General features: G+C 41.4%; 19 protein-coding genes. 4 read left to right on the plus strand and 15 right to left on the minus strand.

The window, feature by feature from the left end:
• Nucleotide 1 precedes the first annotated feature (1 nt).
• The 7 genes from PQG45_RS03210 to PQG45_RS03240 form a co-directional block, all read right to left on the minus strand.
• The gene (locus PQG45_RS03210) at nt 2-1,456 is read right to left on the minus strand and encodes an acyl-CoA synthetase (RefSeq protein WP_315576344.1); all 1,455 of its coding nucleotides are present in this window, start codon (nt 1,454-1,456) and stop codon (nt 2-4) included.
• A 356-nt stretch (nt 1,457-1,812) separates the two neighbouring features.
• On the minus strand, nt 1,813-2,115 hold the full coding sequence (locus PQG45_RS03215; RefSeq protein ID WP_315576342.1) for a Dabb family protein: 303 nt from the start codon (nt 2,113-2,115) through the stop codon (nt 1,813-1,815).
• 137 nt (nt 2,116-2,252) lie between these two features.
• On the minus strand, nt 2,253-4,706 hold the full coding sequence (locus PQG45_RS03220) for a PIG-L family deacetylase (protein ID WP_316070277.1): 2,454 nt from the start codon (nt 4,704-4,706) through the stop codon (nt 2,253-2,255).
• Nucleotides 4,703-6,070 carry a Gfo/Idh/MocA family protein gene (locus PQG45_RS03225; RefSeq protein WP_316070278.1) on the minus strand — a complete coding sequence of 456 codons (1,368 nt, stop codon included), beginning with the start codon at nt 6,068-6,070 and terminating at the stop codon, nt 4,703-4,705. Before PQG45_RS03225 ends, PQG45_RS03220 begins: the two co-directional genes overlap by 4 nt.
• A gap of 351 nt (nt 6,071-6,421) precedes the next feature.
• Nucleotides 6,422-7,804, minus strand: a complete 1,383-nt coding sequence (locus PQG45_RS03230) for a glycoside hydrolase family 30 protein (protein ID WP_315576336.1) — start codon at nt 7,802-7,804, stop codon at nt 6,422-6,424.
• A gap of 244 nt (nt 7,805-8,048) precedes the next feature.
• Nucleotides 8,049-11,432, minus strand: a complete 3,384-nt coding sequence (locus PQG45_RS03235) for a HEAT repeat domain-containing protein (RefSeq protein ID WP_316070279.1) — start codon at nt 11,430-11,432, stop codon at nt 8,049-8,051.
• A gap of 11 nt (nt 11,433-11,443) precedes the next feature.
• A complete protein-coding gene (locus PQG45_RS03240; protein WP_316070280.1) occupies nt 11,444-13,855 on the minus strand; it encodes a TonB-dependent receptor domain-containing protein in 2,412 nt (803 codons plus the stop codon).
• 151 nt (nt 13,856-14,006) lie between these two features.
• Here PQG45_RS03240 and PQG45_RS03245 point away from each other — a divergent pair, with 151 nt between their 5' ends.
• The 4 genes from PQG45_RS03245 to PQG45_RS03260 all read left to right on the plus strand — a co-directional run bounded on the left by PQG45_RS03245 (nt 14,007) and on the right by PQG45_RS03260 (nt 19,266).
• Nucleotides 14,007-14,702: a DUF4405 domain-containing protein gene (locus PQG45_RS03245; protein ID WP_316070281.1), complete on the plus strand. Its 696-nt coding sequence runs from the start codon at nt 14,007-14,009 to the stop codon at nt 14,700-14,702.
• Between the two features lie 103 nt (nt 14,703-14,805).
• Nucleotides 14,806-16,941 (plus strand): penicillin acylase family protein, encoded by a 2,136-nt coding sequence (locus PQG45_RS03250; RefSeq protein WP_316070282.1) that lies wholly within the window; start codon nt 14,806-14,808, stop codon nt 16,939-16,941.
• A 44-nt stretch (nt 16,942-16,985) separates the two neighbouring features.
• A complete protein-coding gene (locus PQG45_RS03255) occupies nt 16,986-18,215 on the plus strand; it encodes a PAS domain-containing sensor histidine kinase (RefSeq protein ID WP_315576328.1) in 1,230 nt (409 codons plus the stop codon).
• Entirely contained in the window at nt 18,205-19,266 is a 1,062-nt protein-coding gene (locus tag PQG45_RS03260) for a response regulator (RefSeq protein ID WP_315576326.1), read from the plus strand. Before PQG45_RS03255 ends, PQG45_RS03260 begins: the two co-directional genes overlap by 11 nt.
• On the opposite strand, the gene PQG45_RS03265 is transcribed toward PQG45_RS03260, so the two are convergent.
• Genes PQG45_RS03265 through ccoS form a run of 8 tightly spaced genes read right to left on the minus strand, consistent with a single transcriptional unit; the run spans nt 19,263 to nt 25,273 of the window.
• Nucleotides 19,263-19,928 (minus strand): sulfite exporter TauE/SafE family protein, encoded by a 666-nt coding sequence (locus tag PQG45_RS03265; RefSeq protein ID WP_315576324.1) that lies wholly within the window; start codon nt 19,926-19,928, stop codon nt 19,263-19,265. The two genes, PQG45_RS03260 and PQG45_RS03265, sit on opposite strands and share 4 nt — an antisense overlap.
• Nucleotides 19,928-20,392: a FixH family protein gene (locus tag PQG45_RS03270; protein ID WP_315576322.1), complete on the minus strand. Its 465-nt coding sequence runs from the start codon at nt 20,390-20,392 to the stop codon at nt 19,928-19,930. The genes PQG45_RS03265 and PQG45_RS03270 overlap by 1 nt, the downstream gene beginning before the upstream one ends.
• On the minus strand, nt 20,385-21,779 hold the full coding sequence (ccoG, locus tag PQG45_RS03275) for a cytochrome c oxidase accessory protein CcoG (protein ID WP_315576320.1): 1,395 nt from the start codon (nt 21,777-21,779) through the stop codon (nt 20,385-20,387). The genes PQG45_RS03270 and ccoG overlap by 8 nt, the downstream gene beginning before the upstream one ends.
• A 33-nt stretch (nt 21,780-21,812) precedes the next feature.
• Nucleotides 21,813-22,031, minus strand: coding sequence for a YgaP family membrane protein (locus PQG45_RS11800; protein WP_315576318.1), 219 nt, complete (start codon nt 22,029-22,031; stop codon nt 21,813-21,815).
• Between the two features lie 18 nt (nt 22,032-22,049).
• A complete protein-coding gene (locus PQG45_RS03280) occupies nt 22,050-22,787 on the minus strand; it encodes a cbb3-type cytochrome c oxidase N-terminal domain-containing protein (RefSeq protein ID WP_316070283.1) in 738 nt (245 codons plus the stop codon).
• A gap of 34 nt (nt 22,788-22,821) precedes the next feature.
• Entirely contained in the window at nt 22,822-22,980 is a 159-nt protein-coding gene (locus tag PQG45_RS03285) for a hypothetical protein (RefSeq protein ID WP_315576314.1), read from the minus strand.
• A gap of 4 nt (nt 22,981-22,984) precedes the next feature.
• On the minus strand, nt 22,985-25,108 hold the full coding sequence (gene ccoN, locus PQG45_RS03290; protein ID WP_316070284.1) for a cytochrome-c oxidase, cbb3-type subunit I: 2,124 nt from the start codon (nt 25,106-25,108) through the stop codon (nt 22,985-22,987).
• 6 nt (nt 25,109-25,114) lie between these two features.
• Nucleotides 25,115-25,273 (minus strand): cbb3-type cytochrome oxidase assembly protein CcoS, encoded by a 159-nt coding sequence (gene ccoS, locus PQG45_RS03295; protein WP_315576310.1) that lies wholly within the window; start codon nt 25,271-25,273, stop codon nt 25,115-25,117.

The following is a 25,273-nucleotide window of genomic DNA, read 5'->3' on the forward strand; positions in this document are numbered from 1 at the left end:
ATTATTGAATTAAATTAACAACATCTTTTTTGGTGACTTTCCCCATCGCATTACGGGGTAATTCAGGTAATACCGTATATTTTCGTGGTGTTTTGTATGCCGGCATTTGCTCGCGCATCCATGCATTTAAGGCTTTTTGATCCACTTCAGCTTTGATTACAATGGCTGCCGCAACGAGTTCACCCCATTCGTCATTAGGTAAACCTACCACTGAACAATCTGCGATTCCAGGGTATTGGCGTAATACTTCTTCGATTTCCAAAGCGGAAATTTTGTAACCTCCAGATTTAATGATATCAACCGAATTACGTCCCAGAATACGATAGCCGCCTATTTCGTCAATCGCCGCAATATCACCTGTCTTAAACCATCCATCTTCCGTGAATGATTCTGCCGTTGATTCGGGTTTATTCCAATATTCCTTAAAGACCGTTTTACCCTTGATTTGTATTTCACCTTCTTCGGATAATCGTGCTGATACACCCGGCAATGGATAGCCTACGTGTCCTGCAACCCGCGGACCATCGTAGGGATTACTCAAAGCCATCCCAATTTCGGTCATGCCATAACGCTCCAGAAGTAAATGGGTAGATATGGTCTTCCAGCGTTCCATGACTGAAACGGGCAATGCGGCAGATCCCGAAATCATCAAGCGGAGTTTTGCCAAAGCATTCGTAAGCTCTTGCTGTTGATCTTTCGCTAGTCCCTCCCAATAGGTAATCAACTTGAAATAGATTGTTGGCACTGCCATGAAGACGTTAATCTTTTGATTTTCGATTAGGCCAAAAATTTCTTTTTCGCTGAAATTAGGCATAAATGTACAGCTTGCTCCTGCCCACAATGCGCAGGAAACGACATTAACAACTCCGTGAACATGATGTAAGGGTAACACACAAACCGTAGCGTCGTTTGATGTCCACTTCCAGGCTTCGATGAGGGAAGAAATTTGTGCATTCAAATTGGCATGCGTACTAACAACGCCTTTGGGCAAATTTGTTGTGCCGCTTGTATACAAAATCATGGCTCCGCGTGCATCGTTCACTTCGGGTAGCTTTTTCGAATGCTTCGCTGTTTCGTTTTTGCCCAAAACGATGAACCGACAATTCAACTCGTTTGCCAAATCCGAAAGCATCCCTTCAAATTCTGGCGAGACAACAATAACAGATGCACCAGAATTCTCAATTGTATAGCGCAAAGATGGCAATGGATAACTTAAACAGAGTGGAACCACAATGCCGCCCGCTTGCCAAATACCCCACTGAACACGTACATAATCGAATCCTGGATTGACCATAAAGGCTACTCGCCCTTCAGCTAAATCGGCCGATTCATCCAAGAGTAGTTGAGCAAAATTGGCCGAAGCTTGATGTAATTTCGCGAATGAATATGCTTGTCCTTCCGAAATAATGGCTGTTTTATCCGCGTATGGAAGGGATTTTTGAAAAATTTGAATCATGGAAATAAGTCGCTAGTCACTAGTCGCTAGTCTTTGTTTAAATTAGTATTAATGCCACTTCTTAACTATTTAGTCGCTAGTCACTAGTCGCTAGTCTTAGTTTAAATTGTTTTTATTCTAACCTTATCACTCCTCACTCTTAACTCTTAACTCCTCTCTCTTAAATCCTCACTCTTAACTCCTCACTCTTAACTCTTAACTCTTAACTCTTAACTCTTAACTCCTCACTCTTAACTCTTCACTCTTAACTCTTCACTCTTCACTCTTCACTCTTCACTCTTCACTCTTCACTCTTCACTCTTAATTCTTAACTCTTAACTCTTAACTCTTCACTCTTAACTCTTAACTCTTCACTCTTAACTCTTCACTCTTAACTCTCTATAGTCTATCTCCTGCCATTTTTCCACCCGTGGCAACCAAACCTCCTGAACGAAGCGATTATGAATAGGATGATTCGAGTATACATCATAAGCAGCCTGATCTTCAAAATCCATACCTAAGCCATGCGTATAAGGATTGGTCGCATTGAATTCCTCCAATACCTGTAGATTCATAACGCCTGGAATTTGAGCTAGTTTTCTAGATTCTGCGATGAAATATGCCTGCTCTTCATGAGAAGTTTCCGACTTGAATTTTAAAAATACACTGTGATGTAACATATCTTTTTTGTTTATCCCCAGACTAAAGTCTGGGGTTTTGAAATATTTATAACCCCAGGCCTCAGCCCTGGGAATAAAAGCGAAGTCTCGCGCCTCTAAAGACTAGCGACTAGCGACTAGCGACTAGCGACTAGTGACTAGCGACTGATAAGATTAGCCATCAACCTCCACGCTCCCGGTACCCCCGCGGGCAATTCTCGGAAGAAAACTAATCCCGTATAGATGAATTGGCCTTTACCATAGCGACATACCGCAATGTTCCCTTTTTGTTCCGCTTCACCGGGATCCGTAAATGCTAGTGGAAATTGATAGTGCGGATCCGATGACTCTCCTAAATAGATGCTGCGCTCTTGAATCCAGTCATCAAAATCACGTTCTGTTATTTCATTCGGAGAATGAAATAAGGCATGATCTAGTAAGAATTTTGGTGCAGCTTCTTCTTTGGTAATCCGATTACGCGAAATCGTTAACGGATAAGGCCCCACAGCTACTTTTATGGGTCCCACAAAACTTGCCGTATTGTATTGAACCACATAATTGCCGCCTTGCTCAACGTATTTCATCAATTCCGAATGCGCTTGTCCTAAATAGTCCAAGGTATTGTGCGCACGAACGCCCGATAGTACCACATCATATTGTGCCAAATGACTCGCTTTCAAATCAGCCTCCTGTAAGAAATCTACCTGATAACCCATTTGTTCCAAACTCTCAGGTACCTTATCCCCCGCTCCTTTTATGTATCCAATGCGTTTACCCGTTTTCTTGAAGTCAATATGTAGCAGATTGACTGAAACAGGTGAAAAATAACGTTGAACAGGAATATGACTGTAATTGATGCTTTCCATTTGCAAGGAATCTACCCAGTTTCCTTGGGTAGTTTCATAAGCCAAACGCAAATGCCAAGGCTCTTTTCCTTCAAAATTTTGGTCTTTTTCACGCACGTTGAATACCATTGTTTTCGATGCTCCCGCATCTATCCCGTTGGGAATTTCGAGCGTTGCCAACGTTTGATCAGCCTGATTCAAGAGTTTAACGATTCCAGCACCAATTTTCCCCATCGCTTTAATGCTCACGTCTACGGATTTGGTAGCTCCGGAGCCCTTGGGCAATAAAATATTCGGATGATTGATCTGGAAGGTGCTTCGAGGGGTAACAGTAATCGGTTGGAAATATTCCCCCTTCACCGGATCAACGACAAGTTCTTGCACGGGTCTGCTTACCTGAATTTGTTCACCTTCTATCGTAAATTGCGCATGTACCAAAATAGCTGGATCGGGTGCCGCTTGACCGATTTTTGTCTGATCTTTCACGACGAAATGGCCGGTTTCTTTGGTATTTGCCAACCAATATGGCTGGGTAATCGTTTGACGAACAATCTGATTTGAGGTCCAATTCATGCGTTCGTAGGGAATGACTTGATTTTTGAATATGGTGTCTTTCTCGCCAACAGAAATACGCAGTGAACCTACGTGAATCGGACTGCGTACGATGAATTCTGTTTTAATGTTCAATGGATCGCCTTGAGCTACGGTTCCTCGATTCGTATTACCTGCAAAATGAATCCCAGCAGCTTGCGTAATCCATGCATCAATTTGCTTGATTTTCTTCGATTGCAAATAGGTGTCGTCTAATTTGTTGATTGCCCGACGAACCTGAATCATGTCTGGGATACTTAAATAGGGCTTTTCAGCTTGGTAATTTCGGATGACCAAAGAAATCATGCGTTCTATTTCGGCACCTGCTCGACTGTTTTGCCAATGATTTGACACCCCTTCATCAATGGATTTTTTCGGAGCGATTCCTGCCAAAGTCTGGAAATATTCCGTCGATTTACCATGATCCACTGCAAAGCCAAAACCCTGTGATTTATGTTGGCTCCTACTCAATGCCGCTAATTCAGCTGTACTCTGCCCGATGCTTGGCAAGAAATTCCCAATGTGTACTTTGAATTGATCTTCCGAAACGGTTGATGTCCCAGCAAAGCGAAAGGTATTCCACAATAAACGCGTCGCTTTCCAGGGTTTGATATCCCCTTTTAGCTGCTCAGGGAAGCGCTTGGGATCTGCCGCAGCTTGATATGCCTCAATCGCTAAGGCAGCGGAAGCTGAATGATGGCCATGTCCAGCGCGTGCATCCGGTGGAAAACGGGTAAATATGATATCAGGACGTAATTTCCGAATGACATAAACCAAATTTGATAGGACCAATTCTTTGTTCCAAAAGCTTAAAGCCTCGTCGGTCGACTTTGAAAATCCAAAATCGAACGCCTGAGAAAAGTATTGATTTGCACCATCAATTCTACGTGCAGCCAATAATTCCTGGGTACGAATAAGTCCTAGGGGAATTCCTTGTTCATCGCCGATGAGGTTTTGTCCCCCATCCCCCCGTGTGAAGGCAAAGTAATTGGTTTCCCAATGTTGTTCTTGGGCGAACCAGGCCAACATATGCGTGCTTTCATCATCCGGATGTGCTGCGACATGCAATACAGTTCCTGTAGATTCAATGCGTTTTAGGTTCTCCAGTAACTGAAGCCCATTTTGCGCAAATGCAAAGCATGGGGTTAATAAACAAGCGATAATTAGTTTTTTCATGCGTTTAATCCGTTTCTTGACCAGGGTTGGCGGTATGTTCTTGCTAATAAGGCAGTTGCCTCGGGATCATTTAAAACTGTTTTTGTATTGGGATCATACGAAAGCGGTCGGCCTAATTTCATTGAAACATTGGCTAAAATACAAGATGCTGTCGAAATATGTCCTTCCTGAATGTCGGCAACTGGTTTCGTTCCTTTATCGATCGCCGCTAAGAAATCCAACATATGCAAACGGGTTGCCGGAGCAGCATTCAATTCGATGCGATCTTCCGTTAAATCTTCTGGGTATTTTTCTCTTTCAAACAGACAGGAACCATGGATTTTTTGGCCTTTCGGGTCAACAGGCGTAAAATCATATTGCATGGTACTTAAGCGTAAGGTACCTTTTTCGCCATAAATCGTCAATCCCCATGGATATTCAGGATCTGGTGGAGTTCCCCATGTACGATGTTGCCATACACAATTCAAGCCATCATATTCAAATACGGCCGTTTGGGTATCAGCGATATTCGATTTCCCTTCCTTTTGTACGTAGATGCCTCCTTCTGAAGAAATGCGTTTAGGCCAACCTAAACCAAGTAACCAACGAGCTGTATCGAACATATGCACACACATATCGCCCATGATGCCATTTCCGTATTCATTAAATGTTCTCCACCAACGCGTATGGGGTAATCCGTCATAAGGACGCAAAGGTGCAGGACCTGTCCAGGTTTCATAATCAAAGAATTCAGGGACGGCTTGAACGGGTGGATTTCCATTGTTGCGCATGTGGTAATAACAATACATTTCCACGTGAGCGATTTTACCTAATAAACCCGAATCAACGATTTTGTTTTTGGCATCAATGATGTGTGGCGTTGATTTTCGTTGGGTACCCACCTGCACCGTTTTTCCATATTTTCGAGCGGCCGCAACCATCGCTTCTCCTTCTAATACATCGACAGAAATGGGTTTTTGTACATAAACATGAGCTCCTGCTTTCACCGCATCGATCATTTGCAAAGGATGCCAATGATCTGGACTACCAATTAGAACGATATCCAAAGCGTTTTCTGCCAAAAGTTTTTGGTAATCCCCATACAATCGAGGTGTTTTTCGGGATATTTGTCGGGCAGCAACCAACTTACCCGCTTCTATCAGCATGTTCCGATCCGGATCACAAAGGGCTACCACGTCGACGGGTGCCACTTGCATGAGTCGGAATAAATCACTTTTTCCATACCATCCCGCACCGATTAATCCGACGCGTAAGGGTTTCGCTGGATTAACTAAGTCAAGTCCATAGGCCCCAAATGATGATAATGCCAAACTTGCTGACGCTCCTTTCAAGAAATGCCGGCGGTTGATGTTGAATGTTTTCATAGATGTTAGGTTTTATTATTAACCCTATGCTTTAGCCTAGGGAATCCCCAGGTTAAAACCTGGGGTTAAATGTTTTATTAACTAAGAAATAGACTTTAGCCAAAGGAATCCCCTGATTAATCGTTTTATATTTTAACCTCAAGCTTTTGCCTGATGGAAAAACGCGAATTATCACGTTTCTATAATCTAATGTCCAACGTCTTTTTTATCTCACCTCTTCACTCTTCACTCTTCACTCTTCACTCTTAACTCTTAACTCTTAACTCTTCACTCTCACCTCTTACCTCTCACCTCTTCACTCTTAACTCTTCACTCTTCACTCTTCACTCTTCACTCTTAACTCTTAACTCTTCACTCTTTATTCAAAAGTATGCTCAACACTCCTTCCTTCGGAATCTCAAGTTCCCATTGTTTACCCAGTAATGAAATAGCGGTTTTAATGGGTTCCTGCGTTTCGTTTTGTAAAAGCACAGCGATTTGTTTGTCGGGACGAAGAACAGCAACGCCTATCATTCCTTTGGGTAGATTAGTTAAAGCAATCCGAATCGATCCCGTCGGAATAAACTTGGAGGCTTGTGCTACAATGTAATAGGCTTGGTTACGTATAAGTGCACCAGCCGCTTGAATCGTAATGGCTCCTTTGCATTCCGTGCAACCTCCCGGCGTATGTGGCCCCCATTGTGGGTCATTCGCCAAATTCCATTCTAATGCTGTTTTGGCATCGTTTACCAAAGATCCGATGATGACGTTTTTGATGTGCCAATTGAAATCACCAGCAAACTCACCCTTTGCTCCCGTCCATTGTTCTGTGAAATATACTTCTTTGTCGGGATGTGCCTTTCGAACAACGCCCAATGCCGAAATATCTCCATTGTACAAATGGAATGCAGACCCCGCCACATATTTTCGTGTTATGGGGTCATTTAAGATTTCAATCGGATATTCCGGTTTGTCACAATTATGATCATAAGCCAGGATTTTAGTTGTTAATCCTGCCTTCTTGAATGCCGGTCCCAAGTGATTTTTAATGAAGTCATTTTGTTGGGAGGCCAACATCAATAAACTCGGATTATTACCTGGATGCAAAGGCTCATTTTGAGGTGTCAAATAATCAAAAGGCAAACCCAATTTTTCCATGGATTTCAAGTATTTAACCAAATATTGCGCGTATACACCATAATATTGAGGTAAAAGCGAACCGCCTTTGGTGGCTTGGTTGTCCTTCATCCATGCGGGTGGAGACCATGGAGTCGCCATAAATTTGATGCTTGGGTTAATTTTTTTAATCTCCTGCATCATGGGAATCAAATCTTTTTCGGATGCTTTGAGGGAAAAATGCTCAAGCTTTTCGTCCTTTTGACCTGCTGGGATATCGTCGTAGGAGAATGTGTTCGCATCTAAATCACTGGCGCCAACGGCAATACGTAAAACGGATATACCAATGCTATTTTTCGAAGTACCAAACAGTTCTGTTAATAAGGATTTCTGTTGGTCTGGAGCCAATGCCAATATGAGTTGGGAACTGCCACCTGTCAGTGTGTAACCAAAGCCATCAATTGTTTGAAATTGTATTTTGGGGTTAATTTGAATCCCCGAATTTCCACTTGAAACGGCTGGTAATGCTTGTTCCTGCAACATTTGTTGGCTCGCAGCTCGGGACATCCAAATCTGTCCGAAACCTGAGGAATAACTAAGAACGATGGCAAGAGTGACGAGCCAAGTAAATCGTTTCATGGAATAGGTTTAAATTATTTTCAATGTATTCAAAAAAACACAAAATGTCACTTAGGGCATTCGAAATTAAGGTTGTAATAATGTCGCTAGTCACTAGTCTCTGTTGCGAAGTCCTAAGGTTTTCTTACTTTTTCACTCTTAAATCTTCATTCTTCACTCTTAACTCTTCATTCTTCATTCTTCACTCTTCACTCTTAACTCTTAACTCTTCCCTCTTCCCTCTTCCCTCTTCCCTCATTTTCATTTACTTTTTCAGCGAAGCTAAATATTCCACCACATCCCGAATCTCTCGTTTACTCATCATTGAACCCATCGGTGGCATACTCGATGGATAATTTTCACGTGATTTGATCCGTGCCGTCGCGATGCGTAAGGGTTCTGCCTCACTCGTCTTCAATTGAATTTCATTTTCTGTTTCCTGAATAACGGTCCCCGTCACTTCCTGTCCATCGGTTAACACCAAAGAAATCATGCCGTAACCAGGTGCAATTCGAGCGCTTGGCTCAATTAAGGCTTGTAAGATTTGCTCACGTGTCAAGCGACTGCCAATGCCCTTTAAAGATGGACCTACAACACCTCCATCTCCTCCTACATTGTGGCAACGAATACACTCAACGGATTGATTTCGAGTAAAAATGAGATTGCCATTTTGAATATTACCCCCATACAAGGCATCCTTGTATTCATCCGTTAACGTCCCTTTGGTTTTCAAGGCATCTAATTTGGCTACCAACATATCCGATTTAGTTGCTTCCACAGCCTCCATTAAATCCAATTTAATGCCGGCTGGTAATTTGTTATCAACCATGCGTGCAATTAAATCAGTCAATACATCTTGCGTATTTTCTACAGGCATTTTGGCAATACTTTGTAATAATTGTTGTTGCTCAGGTACGCTACCTTTCTCAAAAATAGGATTAATGATGCCCGGAAGTTGATTTTTTGATAGGACAATTTTGTCTAAAGATCCTAATGCCAAAGCACGTACATTTCGGTCATTATCTTCAATTCCTTTGGTAAGTAACAAAGGTAGATTTTGATCTTTCAATGCGATAAGCGAACTTAATTGACTCGCACGAACCTTTTGACTCGGATGATTTAGGAACAACTGAGTCTGCTCTGATTTAACATCTTGAATACCTAACTCCGAAATCAGCGTACCCGTTGCAATCAAAACTTCTGGATTTTTGCTCTTCAAAAAAATGGGAATTATACCGGCAACTTTGGCCACAACGTCTGATGATTTACGATCCAATGGCCCACGGTAGCGACCATCAACCCGATCCAATACGGATGGATTTCCCCAAGTTCCCAACGTAGCAATGCCTTCAGCACGCAAGGCGTCTGGAATATCTTGACGTTGAATATAAGCTACTAATAAATCGATTTCTTTCGCCGTGCCTACACGTAAACAAGCATTGATTGCCCGACGAATCAAAGCCTCATTTGTCCATTTGGAAACAGCTAAAGTTTGCGCTAAGGCAGGCAAGGCTTCGGGAATGGATTCATCATCGTGGATGGCTCTGGCAGCTTCCGTGACAATATATTCATCCGAGTCTTGCAAGAATTGCGCAACAGCTGGATTTTTCAATCGACGTAACACCAAAACGGCAGCTATACGCAAGGATCGATTGGAAGACGAAGCTAATGCGGCAATCGGCTCAACTTTTCCAATCCGACTTAAAGCCAAAACAGCTGCATGACGTAAATACACGTCTTGATCCTGATTTTGTTTGATTAAATCCAATAAAGGATTGACTGCTTGCTCCGCTCCCATTCTACCCAGTGCCTGCGCAGCAAAGAATTGTACACGCGGGGAAGTTGAAGTTAAGCGAGGAATAATCGCACCTGCTGCACTTGAATATTTATTATCCCCCAATACCTTAATCGCCTGTGCCTGTATTTCAAGATCTGCATCTTGAATCAAAGGCGTTAAGCTCTCATGCAAAGCGGGTTTAGTTCTTGCCAGTTGGCCAATTCCCCAAATTCCATGCACACGTGCTAATTGATTATCTTTTTGATTAATCGCTTGATTCAAAATAGTTGATTCTCCTCGGGCCACTAATTCAAACTGCGCCTTTTGTCTTACACGCATATCACCGTAATACAACAATTCACTCAGTTGGTTTACAGATGCTTTCGAATAATCCATTTGAATTAATTCCTTCGTTTTTTGACGTTCAACGGCTAAATCATTTGTTTCGGCTGTTACATCCAATTTCCAAACGCGTCCAAAGTTTTTAGCATCCCATCCATTTACCCAATCTGCCGCATAAAGTGCCCCTTCTGGACCAAATCGAATACCCGTAGGTAAAATTCCACTCACCACATCTACTTCCGAATTAAAATCGAAGGATGCTCCTTTTGGTTTTAAATCAAATGCCCAAATGTGCGAATTGTTCGCATTACCCACGAATTCAACCAAGAAAAACTTGTTTTGCCATTTCTTACCTAATGCCGTTCCTGGATTAAATACCATGCCGGTAGGGCCATTGTGGTAATTACGGATCGGTGGAATGATGTAGGCTGCTTGACCTTCCCAACGAGGTAAATACAACTTTTCATCCATCCAAACTTTGTATAAATTGTTCTTCGGATCTGTGTATTTTCCATATTGCCAGTTGGAGCGCCAACCAATATCCGCTCCCTCAACGATATGAACTAATCGCTCACTTTCTCCCTGATGATCTCCATCATTATCTGAGCTAATGATGTTTCCATAGTGATCAAAGGCAAATTCATGCGTATTACGAATTCCATAGGCAACAATTTCGAAATCGGTACCATCCGGATTGGAGCGAACTAATACGCCCGAATTGGGATTGGGTAAGTTCCGACCATCGACCGTGGTGATGTTGGCTCCAATGTCCCCAATTTGCCAATAGATTTTACCATCAGGTCCTTCAATAACACTGGACATACCATGTCCCCCAAAACCGATGTGCACGGCAAAACCGGTAGCAATCGATTTGGCATTTGTCCACAAACCTTTCTTGTTGGTATTATCTAAACGCCATAAATCAGGCCCTATCGCAACAAATGCATCTTTTTTACGAACCAATAAACCTCCCGCAACGTCCGTAACTTCTTGATTAAATTGATTTAAGATGCGTGTTCCTTGATCGGCATATCCATCGCCATTTTTATCTTCCAACTTCCATATTTCCTCTTTTTCGATTGTTAAATCATGCCAATCGTGAACGCCATCCCCATTTAAGTCGGGAAGCCACGCATTCTTTTCCGAGTTTTCAGGTGCGAACGTTTTATGTAAGAATGCTTTACGGTCTTCGACGGTTTTGAAACCAATGGATTCGGTCATCCAGTCCCGATGACCCCGAATATCAAATTCTGAAACTTTTCCTCGATTCGTGCTATTCAAATAAACAGCGCCCTGATCATCAATATCAATGGCAACAGGATCTGGAGCTAAACTGTCAGATGCCCAGCGCGTGATGGCCATGCCTGGGGTAATTTTAATCGGCAATTTCTCTTTCGCTGCTTGTGCACGTTCCGCGATTTGATCTTGATCCTCAAAAATGACTTGATACGTGGTTTTTTCTTGGGAGCTTGTACAGCCTATCGCCAATAATTGCAGTAAGCCTGCAGCTAGTAAAATCTTTTGTTTCATAGGTTTATAACTTAATTCTCTTCGTCCATCATGCTGCGACGCTGTTTCGCGGCTTGCTTGGTGGTATTAAATCGATAGTTAAAAGTAATATTTATTTGTCTTAATCTGCCCTGCATTTCCCGGTTTGTGAAAAAGGTCGTGCCATTTGTCTCCATACGCATAATACGCGAGTTGAAAACATCCAATACATTTAAACTCAACGTTCCCTTGCCCTGCATCACATCTTTTGTTGCGGATAGGTCCATCCAGGCAATTTGTCCACGCTTACCTTGTGCCGTTTTTTGAGCTGCCTCATAATTTGCCCGTACTTGTGCATCGATTCCCGCACCTAGTTTGATCCGAGATGTATGTCGAACAAACCACGAATAGGTATCGACTAAATAGTTTGCATTAATGTTACTCGCATCGATTACGGCCCGAAATCCATTAAAGCTCAAATCTGCCTTGTAATTTTTTGACACATTAAATGAGCTCGTTAATTCAATCCCCATGGATTGTTGGTCCGCAAAGTTTTGAGGCAAACTTTTCGAGAAGCCTTGTGAATCCACCGTTCTAATTTGATCGATTTTGCCGGTCGTATAACGATAGTAAACAGAGGAACTTAAACTTCCCGCATCGAAATATTTCAAATGACCCAAATCAAATGAATTCGTAAACTCAGGGTTCAAATTGGGATTACCGGAGAAAAAGTTACGATTGTCCGAGAAGGTGACAAAGGGACTTAATTCATTGTAAGTAGGTCTTCGGACCCGACGAGAATACCCTAATTGGAAGGAACTATTCGGATTGACAGCATACGTAAAGTGGGCGCTCGGGAATAGATTCGCATAATTACGCGGGTTCTTTTCTTGAGTCTGTTTTAATTTTGTCTGTATATCGGTTAATTCCCCACGAAGCCCGAATTGATATGAAAATTTGTTCTTTTTATTTCCCAAGATCAAATAGGCCGCGGATATATTTTCATTATACACGAATATATTTTGCAAACCCGGTATTACCGCAAAGCCTCCATCCGCTTGTTGCTGCGTAACGGTGTAATCGTTTGTCATGTCCCGAAAACTTGTCCGTAAGCCGGTTTCTATTTTACCATCTTTACCCAATGGATTTGTATAATCTGCTTGCAGAATCCATTGACGCTCATATTCATCATTTAGCGCCTTTTGAACCAAGGTGTTTTCTGGAAATGCCGTTCCATCTGCATATTGACTTTTCTGGGTGTACAATTGATCCGACTGCTCCCAATAATCCAAATACCGCAAGTCGGCGGAAAACTCCTTCCCTTTTTTTGCAAAGGATTTCTTAAATGTCAACGCATATTCAGCATTGGGTTCTGTCTCCTTTTCATCTTGTTGACGATAGGTATTAGAATAGATACTGCTAAGCGATTTACGATAGTCTACGTAATTAAAATCAGTAATGCGTCGAACATGGGTACTTCGAAATATATAAGACCCTGTTAAAATGGTTTTATCATTAAAAAAGTAATCGGCTCCTCCGCGGATGTTATTAACCAACCCGGTTACATTGTTTTGGCTGGTTTGTTGGAGGTAATTGGTTTGTTCTCCTGTATAAACCTCCTGGTATAAATTCCCTCTTCCGGGTGTTCTGCGGTAGAATAGCCCATAATTCAAAAAGAAATTCAATTTGTTCTTGCGGTAATTGATGATGGCAGTCCCACCAAAATTTTCCGGATATCCCAGGGTCGTTTCGATGGCTCCATTGAAGCCCTGGTTTTGATTTTTCTTCAAAACGATGTTGATAATCCCAGCCATCCCTTCTGCCTCGTAACGCGCGGAGGGGTTTGTAATGATTTCCACTTTATCAATGAGATTACCTTGTAAGGACTGTAAGCCAGATGATCCGTTGATGCCCACAAGCGTGGATGGTTTTCCGTCAATCAAAATGCGGACATTTTCACTTCCGCGTAAACTTATACCTCCTTCGCCACTCACTTGCACAGATGGTAAATTCCCTAATATTTCCGAGGCCGTGGCTCCTTTATTGGCCGCATCAGTCCCCACATTAAATACTCGTTTATCTAAAGCGAGCTCCATACTCGCTTTTTGCCCTTTGACGGTTACCTCCGCTAAGGTTTGTGTACTGGCTTTCACTTGTATTTGCCCCAATGCCGTGGATTTACTGATTTGGACTTGTTTAAGCGTTTGAGCTTCAAATCCGACACTTTCGATAATGATATCGTAAATACCTTGCGCTACTTCGATACTGAATTCTCCTTTGTCATTCGCAATAGCCCCTGTAATCAATTTTACGGGATTGGCTGTTTGAATACGAATGCTTGAAAAGGGTATTGGGCTTGTCGAGTTGGCTTCAATAACTTGACCACTTAGTTTACCTTTTGATGGGCTTTGACTTTGGCCAACCAATGAAATTGCCAAGCATAGAATGAGGTATAGATGTTTCAAAAGAATAGGTTTAAATAGACTTGCAAGTTAAAAAGACGTAAGTGAAGTTTTTATACCGATTTGTTGGTTTATGTTGGAGAATTTCCGCCTTTTGTCGAATTTGTTCCTTGAAACTCAAAAGCTGTTACCAATTTTGAAAAAAAATAGACCCATGAAAAACAAAAACCTAATTAGTTTAACCGTTGCGCTTGCCTTTGTACTATTAGCCTTGACGGGTATTTTACTCTTTGTGAAGCAAAAGGCTCACTTCATCGAAATGACACATACCATTTTTGGTTTGTTGTTTATCGGATTCGCGATATTTCATATTCTCAACAATTGGGATTCCATTAAAGCCTATTCAAAGGATCGCAAAAGCGGATCGATTAAAAAGGAATTGGTTGTCGCTTCATTGATTACCGGAATCATTTTAGTTTTATCTGTGACAGAAGTATTAGAACCTGTTGCTGAGTTTGGTCGTATTTTTGCAAGTGGTGCTAAGCGTCCCCAAACGGTGAATTTTGCAGAAAAGAAAACATTGGATTCAACCAAGGGTCACGCTGTTGTCTTGTTGCTTCAAAAAGGAAAAGAAGTTTCCATGGCAGGTGTAACTGTTGAAGTGGCTGATACGACCGGAAAGGTTTTGGAAACGCTATTAGCTGCTGACAAAGAAATGAAGGGGCCTCCCGCAAATCTATTGTTACAAACCAAAATTGCTAGCGCTGCACCTTTCGATTTAATCATAACATTTACGCATGAGGGTAAGTCGAACAAGGTTAGCCGTCGAGTTCAATCGATGAATGCCGGTGTGTTAGGTTTAGAAAAAGAAGATGGCTTAATCGAAAGAGCTTATTTAGAAATTCAATAGGTTTCCCCTATTTGTAAGTAAAGGCACGCTTCGGCGTGCTTTTTTTGTTTAGTTCAACCATAGTTTCAGGTAATTTTCTATTTTTGTTTATACCTCGTCGACGATGAAAAAACTTCTTCTACTTCTCCTTGTATCTACAAGTCTTTTTGCAACGCCCGAAATAGCACGATGGAAAGCCCAAGCCAAACGCGTGACTATTTACCGAGATTCCTTTGGGGTTCCTCATATTTATGGTAAGTCCGATGCTGATGCCGTTTTCGGTATGTTGTATGCGCAGTGTGAAGATGATTTTTCCCGTGTGGAGCGAAATTATATCGAGAAATTAGGCCGACTAGCCGAGGTAGAAGGAGAAAAACAAATTGCCAATGATTTATATCTCCGATTAATCATTGATCCGGAAGAGGCTAAAGCCGATTTTCATAAGAGTCCGACTTGGTTGAAGAAATTGTTAATTGCCTATGCAGATGGGATTAATTATTATTTACATAATCACCCGGAGGTAAAGCCTGCATTACTTACGCATTTTGAACCTTGGTATCCCTTGCTATGGACGGATGGCTCGATAGGCGCGATTTCCACGGGAGATGTAACGGAGAAAGAAGTGGCGGAGTTTTATGGACTCAATTCCTCCATCGCCTCAAATCGAGACCTTGTACAAGATGAGGATTTAACGGGTTCAAATGGCTTTGCCGTGGGAAAATCCTTGTCTAAATCGGGAAATGCATTGCTTTATATTAATCCACATGTGACTTTTTATTTCCGACCTGAGATTCATGTGAATAGTGAAACGGGTATGAATGTCTATGGAGCTGTCACCTGGGGACAGTTTTTTGTCTATCAAGGTTTTAATGAATACGGTGGTTGGATGCATACTTCTAGTCAGGTAGATGTTGCCGACATGTATCAAGAAAAAGTAGAAATGCGTGGAGCTATCCCCTATTATTTATTGGATGGTCAATGGCGTCCCATGCGCGTAAAAAAAATAAATCTACGTGTTAAAGGAGAATTAATGCCACGCGAAATCACCACCTACTTTACGCATCGAGGTGCGGTCATGGCACAGCGAAATGGACAATGGATTTCTGTTCGTTCATATAATCGATCGTTGAAAAGTTTGGAACAGAGTTGGCTTAGAACTAAAACGACCGGTTTGGAATCCTATAAACGCATCATGGCGATGCGGGCTAATACCTCGAATAATACGGTATATGCCGACAATAAAGGGAATATTGCCTATTGGCACGGAAATTTTGTTCCCATAAGAGATCCACGTAAAGATTGGGGCTTGGTGCAAGATGGGACGAAGTCGGCGAATGATTGGAAAGGTTTACACCCCGTTGAGCAAATTGTTCATATTATTAATCCTAAAACGGCATGGATTCAAAATTGCAATTCGACACCCTTTACTGTTTCCGGTTCTGCAAGTCCCATACGTGCGAATTATCCAGCCTACATGGCACCTGATGGAGAGAACTTTCGTGACAAGAATGCGGTGCGTTTATTTAGAAACGCTAAATCTATGGAGTTAGGTGATTTGATGCGATTGGGATACGACCGCCACCTAGCGGCTTTTGATGTGTTGATTCCGAGCTTACGTAAAGCTTATGCGAAAAACCCGCTGCCAGAATTGAAAGAATTGGTCGATAGCTTAGGGGCTTGGGATCGAAATGCACAAGAAAATTCCATTGCCCAGCATGTGGCGATTCGATGGGCAAATCAGTTATTGCCAACGATACCTAAAATCAGGGCATTCGGGGGCGAAACAGATCCTGTGATTAATTTTACCCAATTTGCTTTAAATGCAACTTCAGTGCAATTATTAACGGCTTTGGCGCAAGTGAAAACCAACATGGAAGCGCAATTTGGCACATGGAAAATTACTTGGGGAGCCGTTAATCGATTCCAACGAATTTCCAATCGGATTGAATTTGATGATGCAAAACCAAGCATTCCTGTGGCCTTTACTTCTTCCGCTTGGGGCCAAATGCCCTCCTATACAAGTAAACCCTACAAGGGTTCTAACAAGTGGTATGGAGTCAATGGCAATAGTTTTGTTGCAGCAGTTGAATTTGGTCCTAAGATTAAGGCTTATAGTTTATTAGCAGGTGGTCAAAGTGGCGATGTAAGTTCTCCTCATTTTTTTGATCAGGCGGAGATGTACAAGCAAGGGAATTTTAAAAATGTTCTCTTTTACAAAAATGACGTAAAAAAAGCCGCGATTCACGTGTATCATCCTTAGTCAAACTCCATGGAATTGTGTAAATTAGATCGTTATTTATTCAGATGCTAAAATCCTTATTTCCTCTTCCCGTTCATTTTGAAGCTATTTTTCACGAAGCTGCCATTGGTATCATTGTGACGAATGCTTCGTTTGATATCATCCTGTCAAATGAATACGCACACCGTTTATTTGGTTATACGGAAGTTGAATTATTGGGTCAAAACATTTCCATTTTAATTCCAAATCACCTCAAGGGAAAACACGAAGGTCATTTAGGTAAAATTAATCATAGCCCTGTTTCCCGGCCGATGGGTTTAGGACTTGATTTAAAAGCTAAACGCAAAGACGAATCCCTCTTTCCCATTGAAATTTCGTTGAGTCATTTTAAGTCGGAGGATCAAATGTATTACATCGCCTTTGTCAGTGATGTGACACTTAAACGCAAAGTGGAAATGGAATTGATTTTGCGTAATCAGGAGATTAACCAATTGAATGAATCGTTGGAAGCCGAAGTGGAGGCGCGTACACATGCCTTGCAACACACTTTGGAGCAATTGGAATTGCAAACCAAAGAACTTGAACAATCCCTTCAAAAGGAAATTGAACTAGGCGATTTAAAGACACGATTTGTTTCCATGGCTTCACATGAATTTAGAACACCGTTAACCTCAATCCTATCTTCCGCTTCGTTGATTGAAAAATACAGCGAATCGGCGGATCAGCCTAAAAGGAGCCAACATATTCAACGGATTAAATCATCTGTTGCGCATTTAACTGAAATTCTGGAAGAGTTTTTATCGGTAGGTAAATTAGAAGCTGGTAAGGTAGAAGTTCGTCCCGATAGCTTTGATGTGAAAGAATTTTTAGCTGATTTGGTGACAGAGCTGGATGGGATGCGTAGGCCAGGCCAACAAATTTCAACTGTCATCGATGGAAGTTTGTCGGATTTTGTTTCAGATACTTCGATGTTGCGTAAAGTATTGTTGAACGGCTTATCCAATGCATTAAAATTCTCGCAAAAAGAGGTGTTTTTGAAGGCTGGGATGCATGATGAAGAACTGTTTATTGAAATTATCGATCAAGGTATCGGGATCAGCGATGCAGATCAAAAGCATCTATTTGAACGGTTTTTCCGCGGAGGCAATGCAAGTGTCATTCCGGGAACAGGTTTAGGGCTTCACCTGATGGACCGCTACATGCGCCTTTTAGGTGGAGAATTGAAGCTCAGAAGCGAATTAGGATTAGGAACTACATTGACAATCACATTACCCCGATTAAGCTATGCCAACTAAAATACTCATCATTGAAGATAATGTCGATATTCGGGAGAATACGGCTGAACTATTGGAATTGTCGGGCTACCAAGTTGAAACGGCCTCCGATGGAATCGAGGGTGTTCGTTTGGCCAAAAGTATTAGGCCAGATGTGGTCATCTGCGATATTATGATGCCCAATTTGGATGGTTTTGGGGTATTGCAAGTATTCTCGAATCAACCCGAACTAGCTCGAATTCCATTCATTTTCTTGACGGCTAAAACGGATCGTGCGGATATGCGAAAAGGAATGGAAATGGGCGCTGATGATTATCTGACCAAACCTTTCCAGGAAGTAGAATTATTGAAAGCCATTGAATCACGTTTGAAAAAACAAAGGCCAGCCACTTTACCAGATTCACTAACGAATCAAACGGATTTGGCTTTAGTCGAGGAGGCGCTTACGTTCTTGGATTTTGAACACTCGGAGGCGGATAAAAAACAACAGAATTTAGCGAAAAAGGCTATTATTTATGCGGAGGGCGATTCCCCTAATCGATTATATTATCTAGTAAAAGGAAAGGTAAAAACCTATCATACGAATCGAGAAGGCAAATATTTCATCACCTCTTTTGTTAAACCGGGTGAGTTTTTTGGCTTCGTTGATATCCTTGAAAATCAGTTTTATCGGGAATCTGCGGAGGCTTTGGAAGAGGTACAAATTTTGAGTATTCCCGTACGTGACTTCAAACAAAAATTGAGTGAGAATATTCACATCGAAATTCATTTCCGGAAGGCATTAACGGGATATTTATTGAAAAATGAATCCATTCTATTCTCCATGGCCTATCAATCTCTACGGAAGCGTGTTGCGCAAGCGTTGGTTGAATTGGTGAAAACATATGGACCTGAGGAATCCGGTCCTGTTTCAATGCGTTTATCGCGAGAAGATTTAGCCTCTCGAGTGGGTACCGCAACCGAATCCGTCATTCGGACCTTAAGTGATTTTAAGAAAGAAGGTTTGATTGAGGTGAAAGGGGCCGAAATGACTATTTTAAAACCCGAAGCTTTAGCTAATCTGAAATTCTAAGAAAAAGGATGGCAGATAATCGGACTTAAGGGCGAATGCTGTAAATAAGACGATTGTGTCATTGCAATTCCCCAGGCGCCTCGGAACAACAGTAAACAAGCAATTCCCCAACCCAAATATTGAAAAACCGAGCTAAATCGAGTTATCTTATTGATTCCCCAAAGGCTTAATTTCAATGCAGGTAAGGTCGCAATTCCGAATGCGATCATACTGAGTGCTCCCAACCAAGCATTGGATTGAAGTAGAGCAATACTTAATCCGCCTAATACAAGTCCACAAGGCAATAATCCATTACTCATTCCTAAGAAAAAGTACCCAAAAGCGCCTAGTTTTTTGCCAACTTGAATAAGGAATTGCCCAACAGAACGATGTAGAAATTTAAATAGGTTGTCGCTTAATTTCTTACTTAATAACAAAAGCAATACGATACCGGCAAAGAGGTAATAGATTTGCCACCAGGTAGGAAAAAGCCAAATGGAGCCCATTTTAGCCACAAAAAAACCTAATATTCCGTACATACTTAACCTTCCCAACGTATAGATGAACATACGACCTGATTGCTTACTTCTTTGCTCGATTTGTTGCATGATGGGGCCACACATGATGGCGCAATGCCAGCTGCCCGCTAATCCGATAAAAAAAGCATAATACCAGGAGTTCATTACTTTTTAGAAATGACGATTCGGTCTTCTTGTAAATAACTTTTGCCGTCAATCGACCATCGGATGGTTCTTTTCCAAGGACCTTCTATTAAAAAATCCGTTGGGGAAGTCCAGTTTAGACCATCTTGAATTTTCCAATGGATTGTTTTGTCTCGTGATTCGTCTGAGGGACGGAAAAATTGTACACTGGCTGAATCGCATCCTGTGGGTAATTGAATTAATAGATATTGATCATTTGCGATGGTTTTAACCTGGATCTGTTGAGAAGTAGGTATCGATTGATTTTGTTGGTTAATTTTCGCTTGGTAGGCCTGTCCATCCGCATAATAGTTCTCCCCTACTAATTCGATTTTTTCATGGGACATATTGATGTAAAAATAGGCCATGAAAGCACCAAATAAGACAAAGGTTACGATAATTCCGTGACCCCAATGAAACCCTTTTTTTTGTTGAATATTACTCATCTGGTTGTATAAAGCTAGTTTTTAATGTTTCTTCTTGTCCTTGATTATTTTGAATATGTATCGGGATTTTTTCTCCCTGTGGCCATGCGCCAATCTTGGCTTTGATGAAAAATTCAGTTTTGACCTGTTTCCCTTTTTCAATTTTACCTATCCCCTTACCTATCCAAATAAGCTCAAGCGGTTTGTCGACATGCACCTGAAAGGATTGGTCCTCCATCGACTTGTTTAGAATCTCTAAATTATAAATATTGGACACCGTATGCAATTTCTCATCCACTTGGAAAGTCATGCCTGGGGTGCGTAATAAGGTTGATTCCCAATTACTTCTCGTCACCAACATAAAGGTCAAAATTCCTACAATTAATACCAATAGACTCGTATAAGCACCAATTCTCAACGTGAATTTCAATTTTGTACCGCTGTTTACCCCATTCAATGAATCATAACGAATAAGCCCTTTGGGTTTATCAACCTTCTCCATGACGGCATCACAAGCATCAATGCAGGAAGTACAGCCTATACATTCGAGTTGGTTACTTCCATTTCGAATATCGATACCGGTTGGGCAAACCCGTACACACCAGTGGCAATCAATGCAATCCCCTTTCGTTTCAGTTTTAACGGCTTTTCCTCGGGGTTCGCCTCGGACATGGTCGTATTGAACAAGAATGGAATTATTGTCCAATAAAACGCCTTGAAGACGGCCATATGGACAAACAACCATGCAAACCATTTCACGAAAACGTGCGAAAACAAAGTAGAATACGGCTGTAAAAATGAGCATCGCCGCTAATCCTTTAATATGATCAACGGGATTTCCCATGACGATTTGAAGCCATTCTTGTTTTCCGATGATGTACATCAAAAATGTATTCGATATCGCAAATGTTAATAAAAGGAAAAGCGTGTGTTTACTTCCTTTTTTTAATATTTTTTCGTTTGTCCAGGGCGATTCATTTAATCTGCGCTGGGCCTTATCATCTCCCTCGATCCAATATTCAATTTTACGGAAAAGCATTTCCATGAAGATGGTTTGAGGGCAAGCCCAACCACACCAGATACGACCAAATAAAACCGTAAAAAGGCTAATGAAAATCAAAAATGAGACTAAACCTAGGGCTACTAAATGAAAGTCTTGCGGGAAAAAGGGTACTCCCCAAAAAATGAATTTACGTTCAAGAACATTAAAAAGGAATATGGGCTGTCCTTTGTATTCAATCCAAGGGATTCCGAATAATAGTGTTAAAAGCAAATAAGAGAAATAAGTTCTAAGCTTATATAATTGGCCTATGACACGACCGGGATAAATCCAAAGTCGTTTTCCATCTTTTGTTTGGTTATAAAGATGATTTCTAAAATCATCGTTATCAATATTGAAATTTGACATAAAAAAGAAGGTCCGATTCCTCGGACCCTTTTGTTAACTAAAATGTGGAGGTTCTTCTCGGCAGGTACTCTTATGTAAGATTTTGTAAAGGGGGCAAAATCTAATGAAACCTGTTAATGCAATGATGCCTGAAACTAAGTAGACACCTAAGGCGAAATCACCTGGAATAATTTTTGAATATGCCAAAATTGATAAGACTACTGCAATTGCAATTCGGACAATACGATCCATTTTACCGACATTCTTTCTCATACGTTTATTTTTAAAGGTTTATTTAATTTCTTCCCCTTGAGGTTCTTTAGCCCCTGGAGGATTTGATCCTTGTAAGGTTAAGATAAAGGAAGCGACCTTTTGAACTTGCAAGGGATTCAGCGTTTTCTCCCAAGCAATCATCCCTTTTTCAGGAATGCCATGTTTGATGGTCTTGAACAAATCCTTGATACCACCACCATGAATCCAAAATTTATCAGTCAAGTTGGGCCCTACACCACCCTGTCCCTTATCTCCATGACAAGCTACGCAATTTGTTGAATAAATTTGAGAACCTTCGGTTAAATCTTTGGCCGCGGTAGATACGGTTACATTATCTTCATTGACGGAATTGGCAAATTGTTTCATGTAAGCCTCACGCGCTTTTTCTGCTGCAGCAACTTCGGTCTTGTATTCCCCCTCTTGAATATTACCATCCTGATAAACATGGTAATAGGCGCCGTAAATTAAGCCAAAGATGATGGTCGAATAAAACAAATACATAAACCAAGGTGGCGTCGGATTATCTAATTCCGCGATACCATCATAAGTATGCTCCATGAGTAATTCACCTTCTTGCTCCAACGGTCTCAAGCCCTTGAATTTTTCCCACCAAGACAATTCTGCCTCAACTGGCATTTTGGTGTTCTTGGTAAGTTTTTTCAAAGCTGAATTAAGTTGTAACGTGACAACCAAAATGATGATTCCTGTCAAGAAGATCAAGCTAATCAGCCATATTTCCATAAATGTTAAAGCCATAATATTCGATTTTAAAGTCTATTGTTCGATTTCTTTATTTTTCAAATGGCAGATTTTTCATGCGATCGACATGTTTCCGGTCCATCCAAAACATGTAAATTCCTACGGCTGTGAAAAATGCCATAAAGGTTATTAGCGAAAATATCATGTAGGAGTCTGCTCCTGGGATATTGGATATAAATTGCTTGAACATAGATTTATTTTTTAGCGATGTCAGTTCCTAAGCGTTGTAAGTACGCAATCAAAGCGATAATTTCTTTGTCGGCACCTACCTTGATTTTTTCTTCTGCCAAACGAGCTTGAATTTCTTTTGATTGCTTGGTTAAATCTGCCACGGCATTTTTAATTTGTGCATCATCATAAGGAACGCCCAATTTCTTCATTGCATTCAATTTATCCTGCGTTTGGGACGTATTTAAGCTTTGCTCATACAATACGCCATACGCTGGCATAATGGATCCGGGTGACATCGATTGTGGTTCACGCATGTGGTGATAATGCCACGAGTCTGGATATTTACCTCCTTCACGATGCAAATCCGGCCCCGTACGTTTCGATCCCCATAAGAATGGATGATCATATACGAATTCACCTGATTTAGAGAACTCACCATACCGTTCGGTTTCTGATCGGAATGGACGAACTAATTGCGAGTGACATCCGACACAACCCTCGCGGATGTAAATATCACGTCCTTCTAACTCCAAGGATGTGTAGGGTTGTACTGCCTCGATCGTTGGCACATTGGATTTTACCATAAATGTTGGGATTAATTCAACCAATGAACCCACTAAAATCATAATCAACGAAGCAACCAATAATTGAATGGGCTTGCGTTCAATCCAGCGATGCCAGTGAGCGCCTGCCTCAGGTTGCTCATCTACCGCTAAAGGTGCCGCTTCTGTTACCTCATTAGCTAATAGTGTTCCCTGTGCCATGGTTTTGAATAAGTTGACCGCCATGATGATGGCCCCAACTAAATACAAGGTTCCACCTACGGCACGCATCATGTGCATCGGTAATACTTGTAACGTGGTATCTAAGAAATTGCCATATTGTAATGTACCTTCAGCTGTAAATTGTTTCCACATCATCCCTTGGGTAAAACCCGAGATATACATCGGAATGGCATACAAGGCAATACCTATCGTTCCAATCCAGAAGTGTGTTTTGATTAATTTCTCTGAGTATAATGTTGTTTGGAAAATACGAGGAACCAACCAATATAACATGGCAAAGGTTAAGAAACCGTTCCAACCTAATGCGCCCACGTGCACGTGTGCTACGATCCAGTCGGTAAAGTGTGCTATCGCATTGATGTTTTTCAAACTCAACATGGGTCCTTCAAAAGTCGCCATGCCATAACTAGTAATACCTACGACCATGAATTTCAATATGGTATTTTCACGTACTTGATCCCAGGCTCCACGCAAGGTCAATAGACCGTTAATCATTCCACCCCATGAGGGTGCGATTAACATGATCGAAAATACTACACCGAGCGACTGAGCCCAATCCGGTAAACTAGAATACAACAAGTGGTGAGGTCCCGCCCAAATGTAGATAAAGATTAATGCCCAAAAGTGTAGAATCGATAAGCGATATGAATAAACTGGACGATTCGCCATTTTTGGTAAGAAGTAATACATCAATCCTAAAAAAGGTGTAGTCAAGAAAAAGGCAACCGCATTATGGCCATACCACCATTGAATTAAAGCATCCTGTACGCCTGCATACACATAGTACGATTTAAATGCCGAAATAGGTAATTGCATTGAGTTTGTCAAGTGCAATACGGCAACCGTGATAAAGGTTGCGATATAGAACCAAATGGCCACATATAAATGACGCTCTCTTCGTTTAAAGATGGTTCCAAACATATTCACACCAAACGTTACCCAAATCAAGGTAATCGCGATGTCTATCGGCCATTCTAATTCTGCATATTCATGGGACGTTGTAATCCCTAATGGCAATGTGATGGCTGCGGAGACAATGATTAATTGCCAACCCCAGAAATGAAGATTGGATAAGAAATCACTAAACATACGTGCTTTCAATAAACGCTGCAACGAGTAGTAAACTCCAGCAAATATGGCATTCCCTACAAAGGCGAAAATTACCGCATTCGTATGTAAAGGACGAATACGACCAAATGAGCCATATTGTGTGATGTTTGCCGCGGGTTCAAATAGTTGGGTGGCAATAATGACGCCCACCAACATACCTACAATCCCCCAGATGATCGTAGCAATGGCAAAGTTTCGAACCGTCTTATTATCATAAGAAAACTGTTCTAACGTGGTAGATTTTGTGCTCATAAGCGTTTATTTGTTGTTTTTGTACTCTTTTTCTTCTAATAAAATCCGCATACTTGGTGTGATTAAATCATCTTGTTGGCCTGTTTTGATGGACCATATAAATGCAATCAAAAATCCAACGGCCATCAGTAAACTCAATCCAATCATGAAATACATAATTTCCAT

This window comes from Aquirufa regiilacus, assembly GCF_032470275.1.
Lineage (GTDB): Bacteria > Bacteroidota > Bacteroidia > Cytophagales > Spirosomataceae > Aquirufa > Aquirufa regiilacus.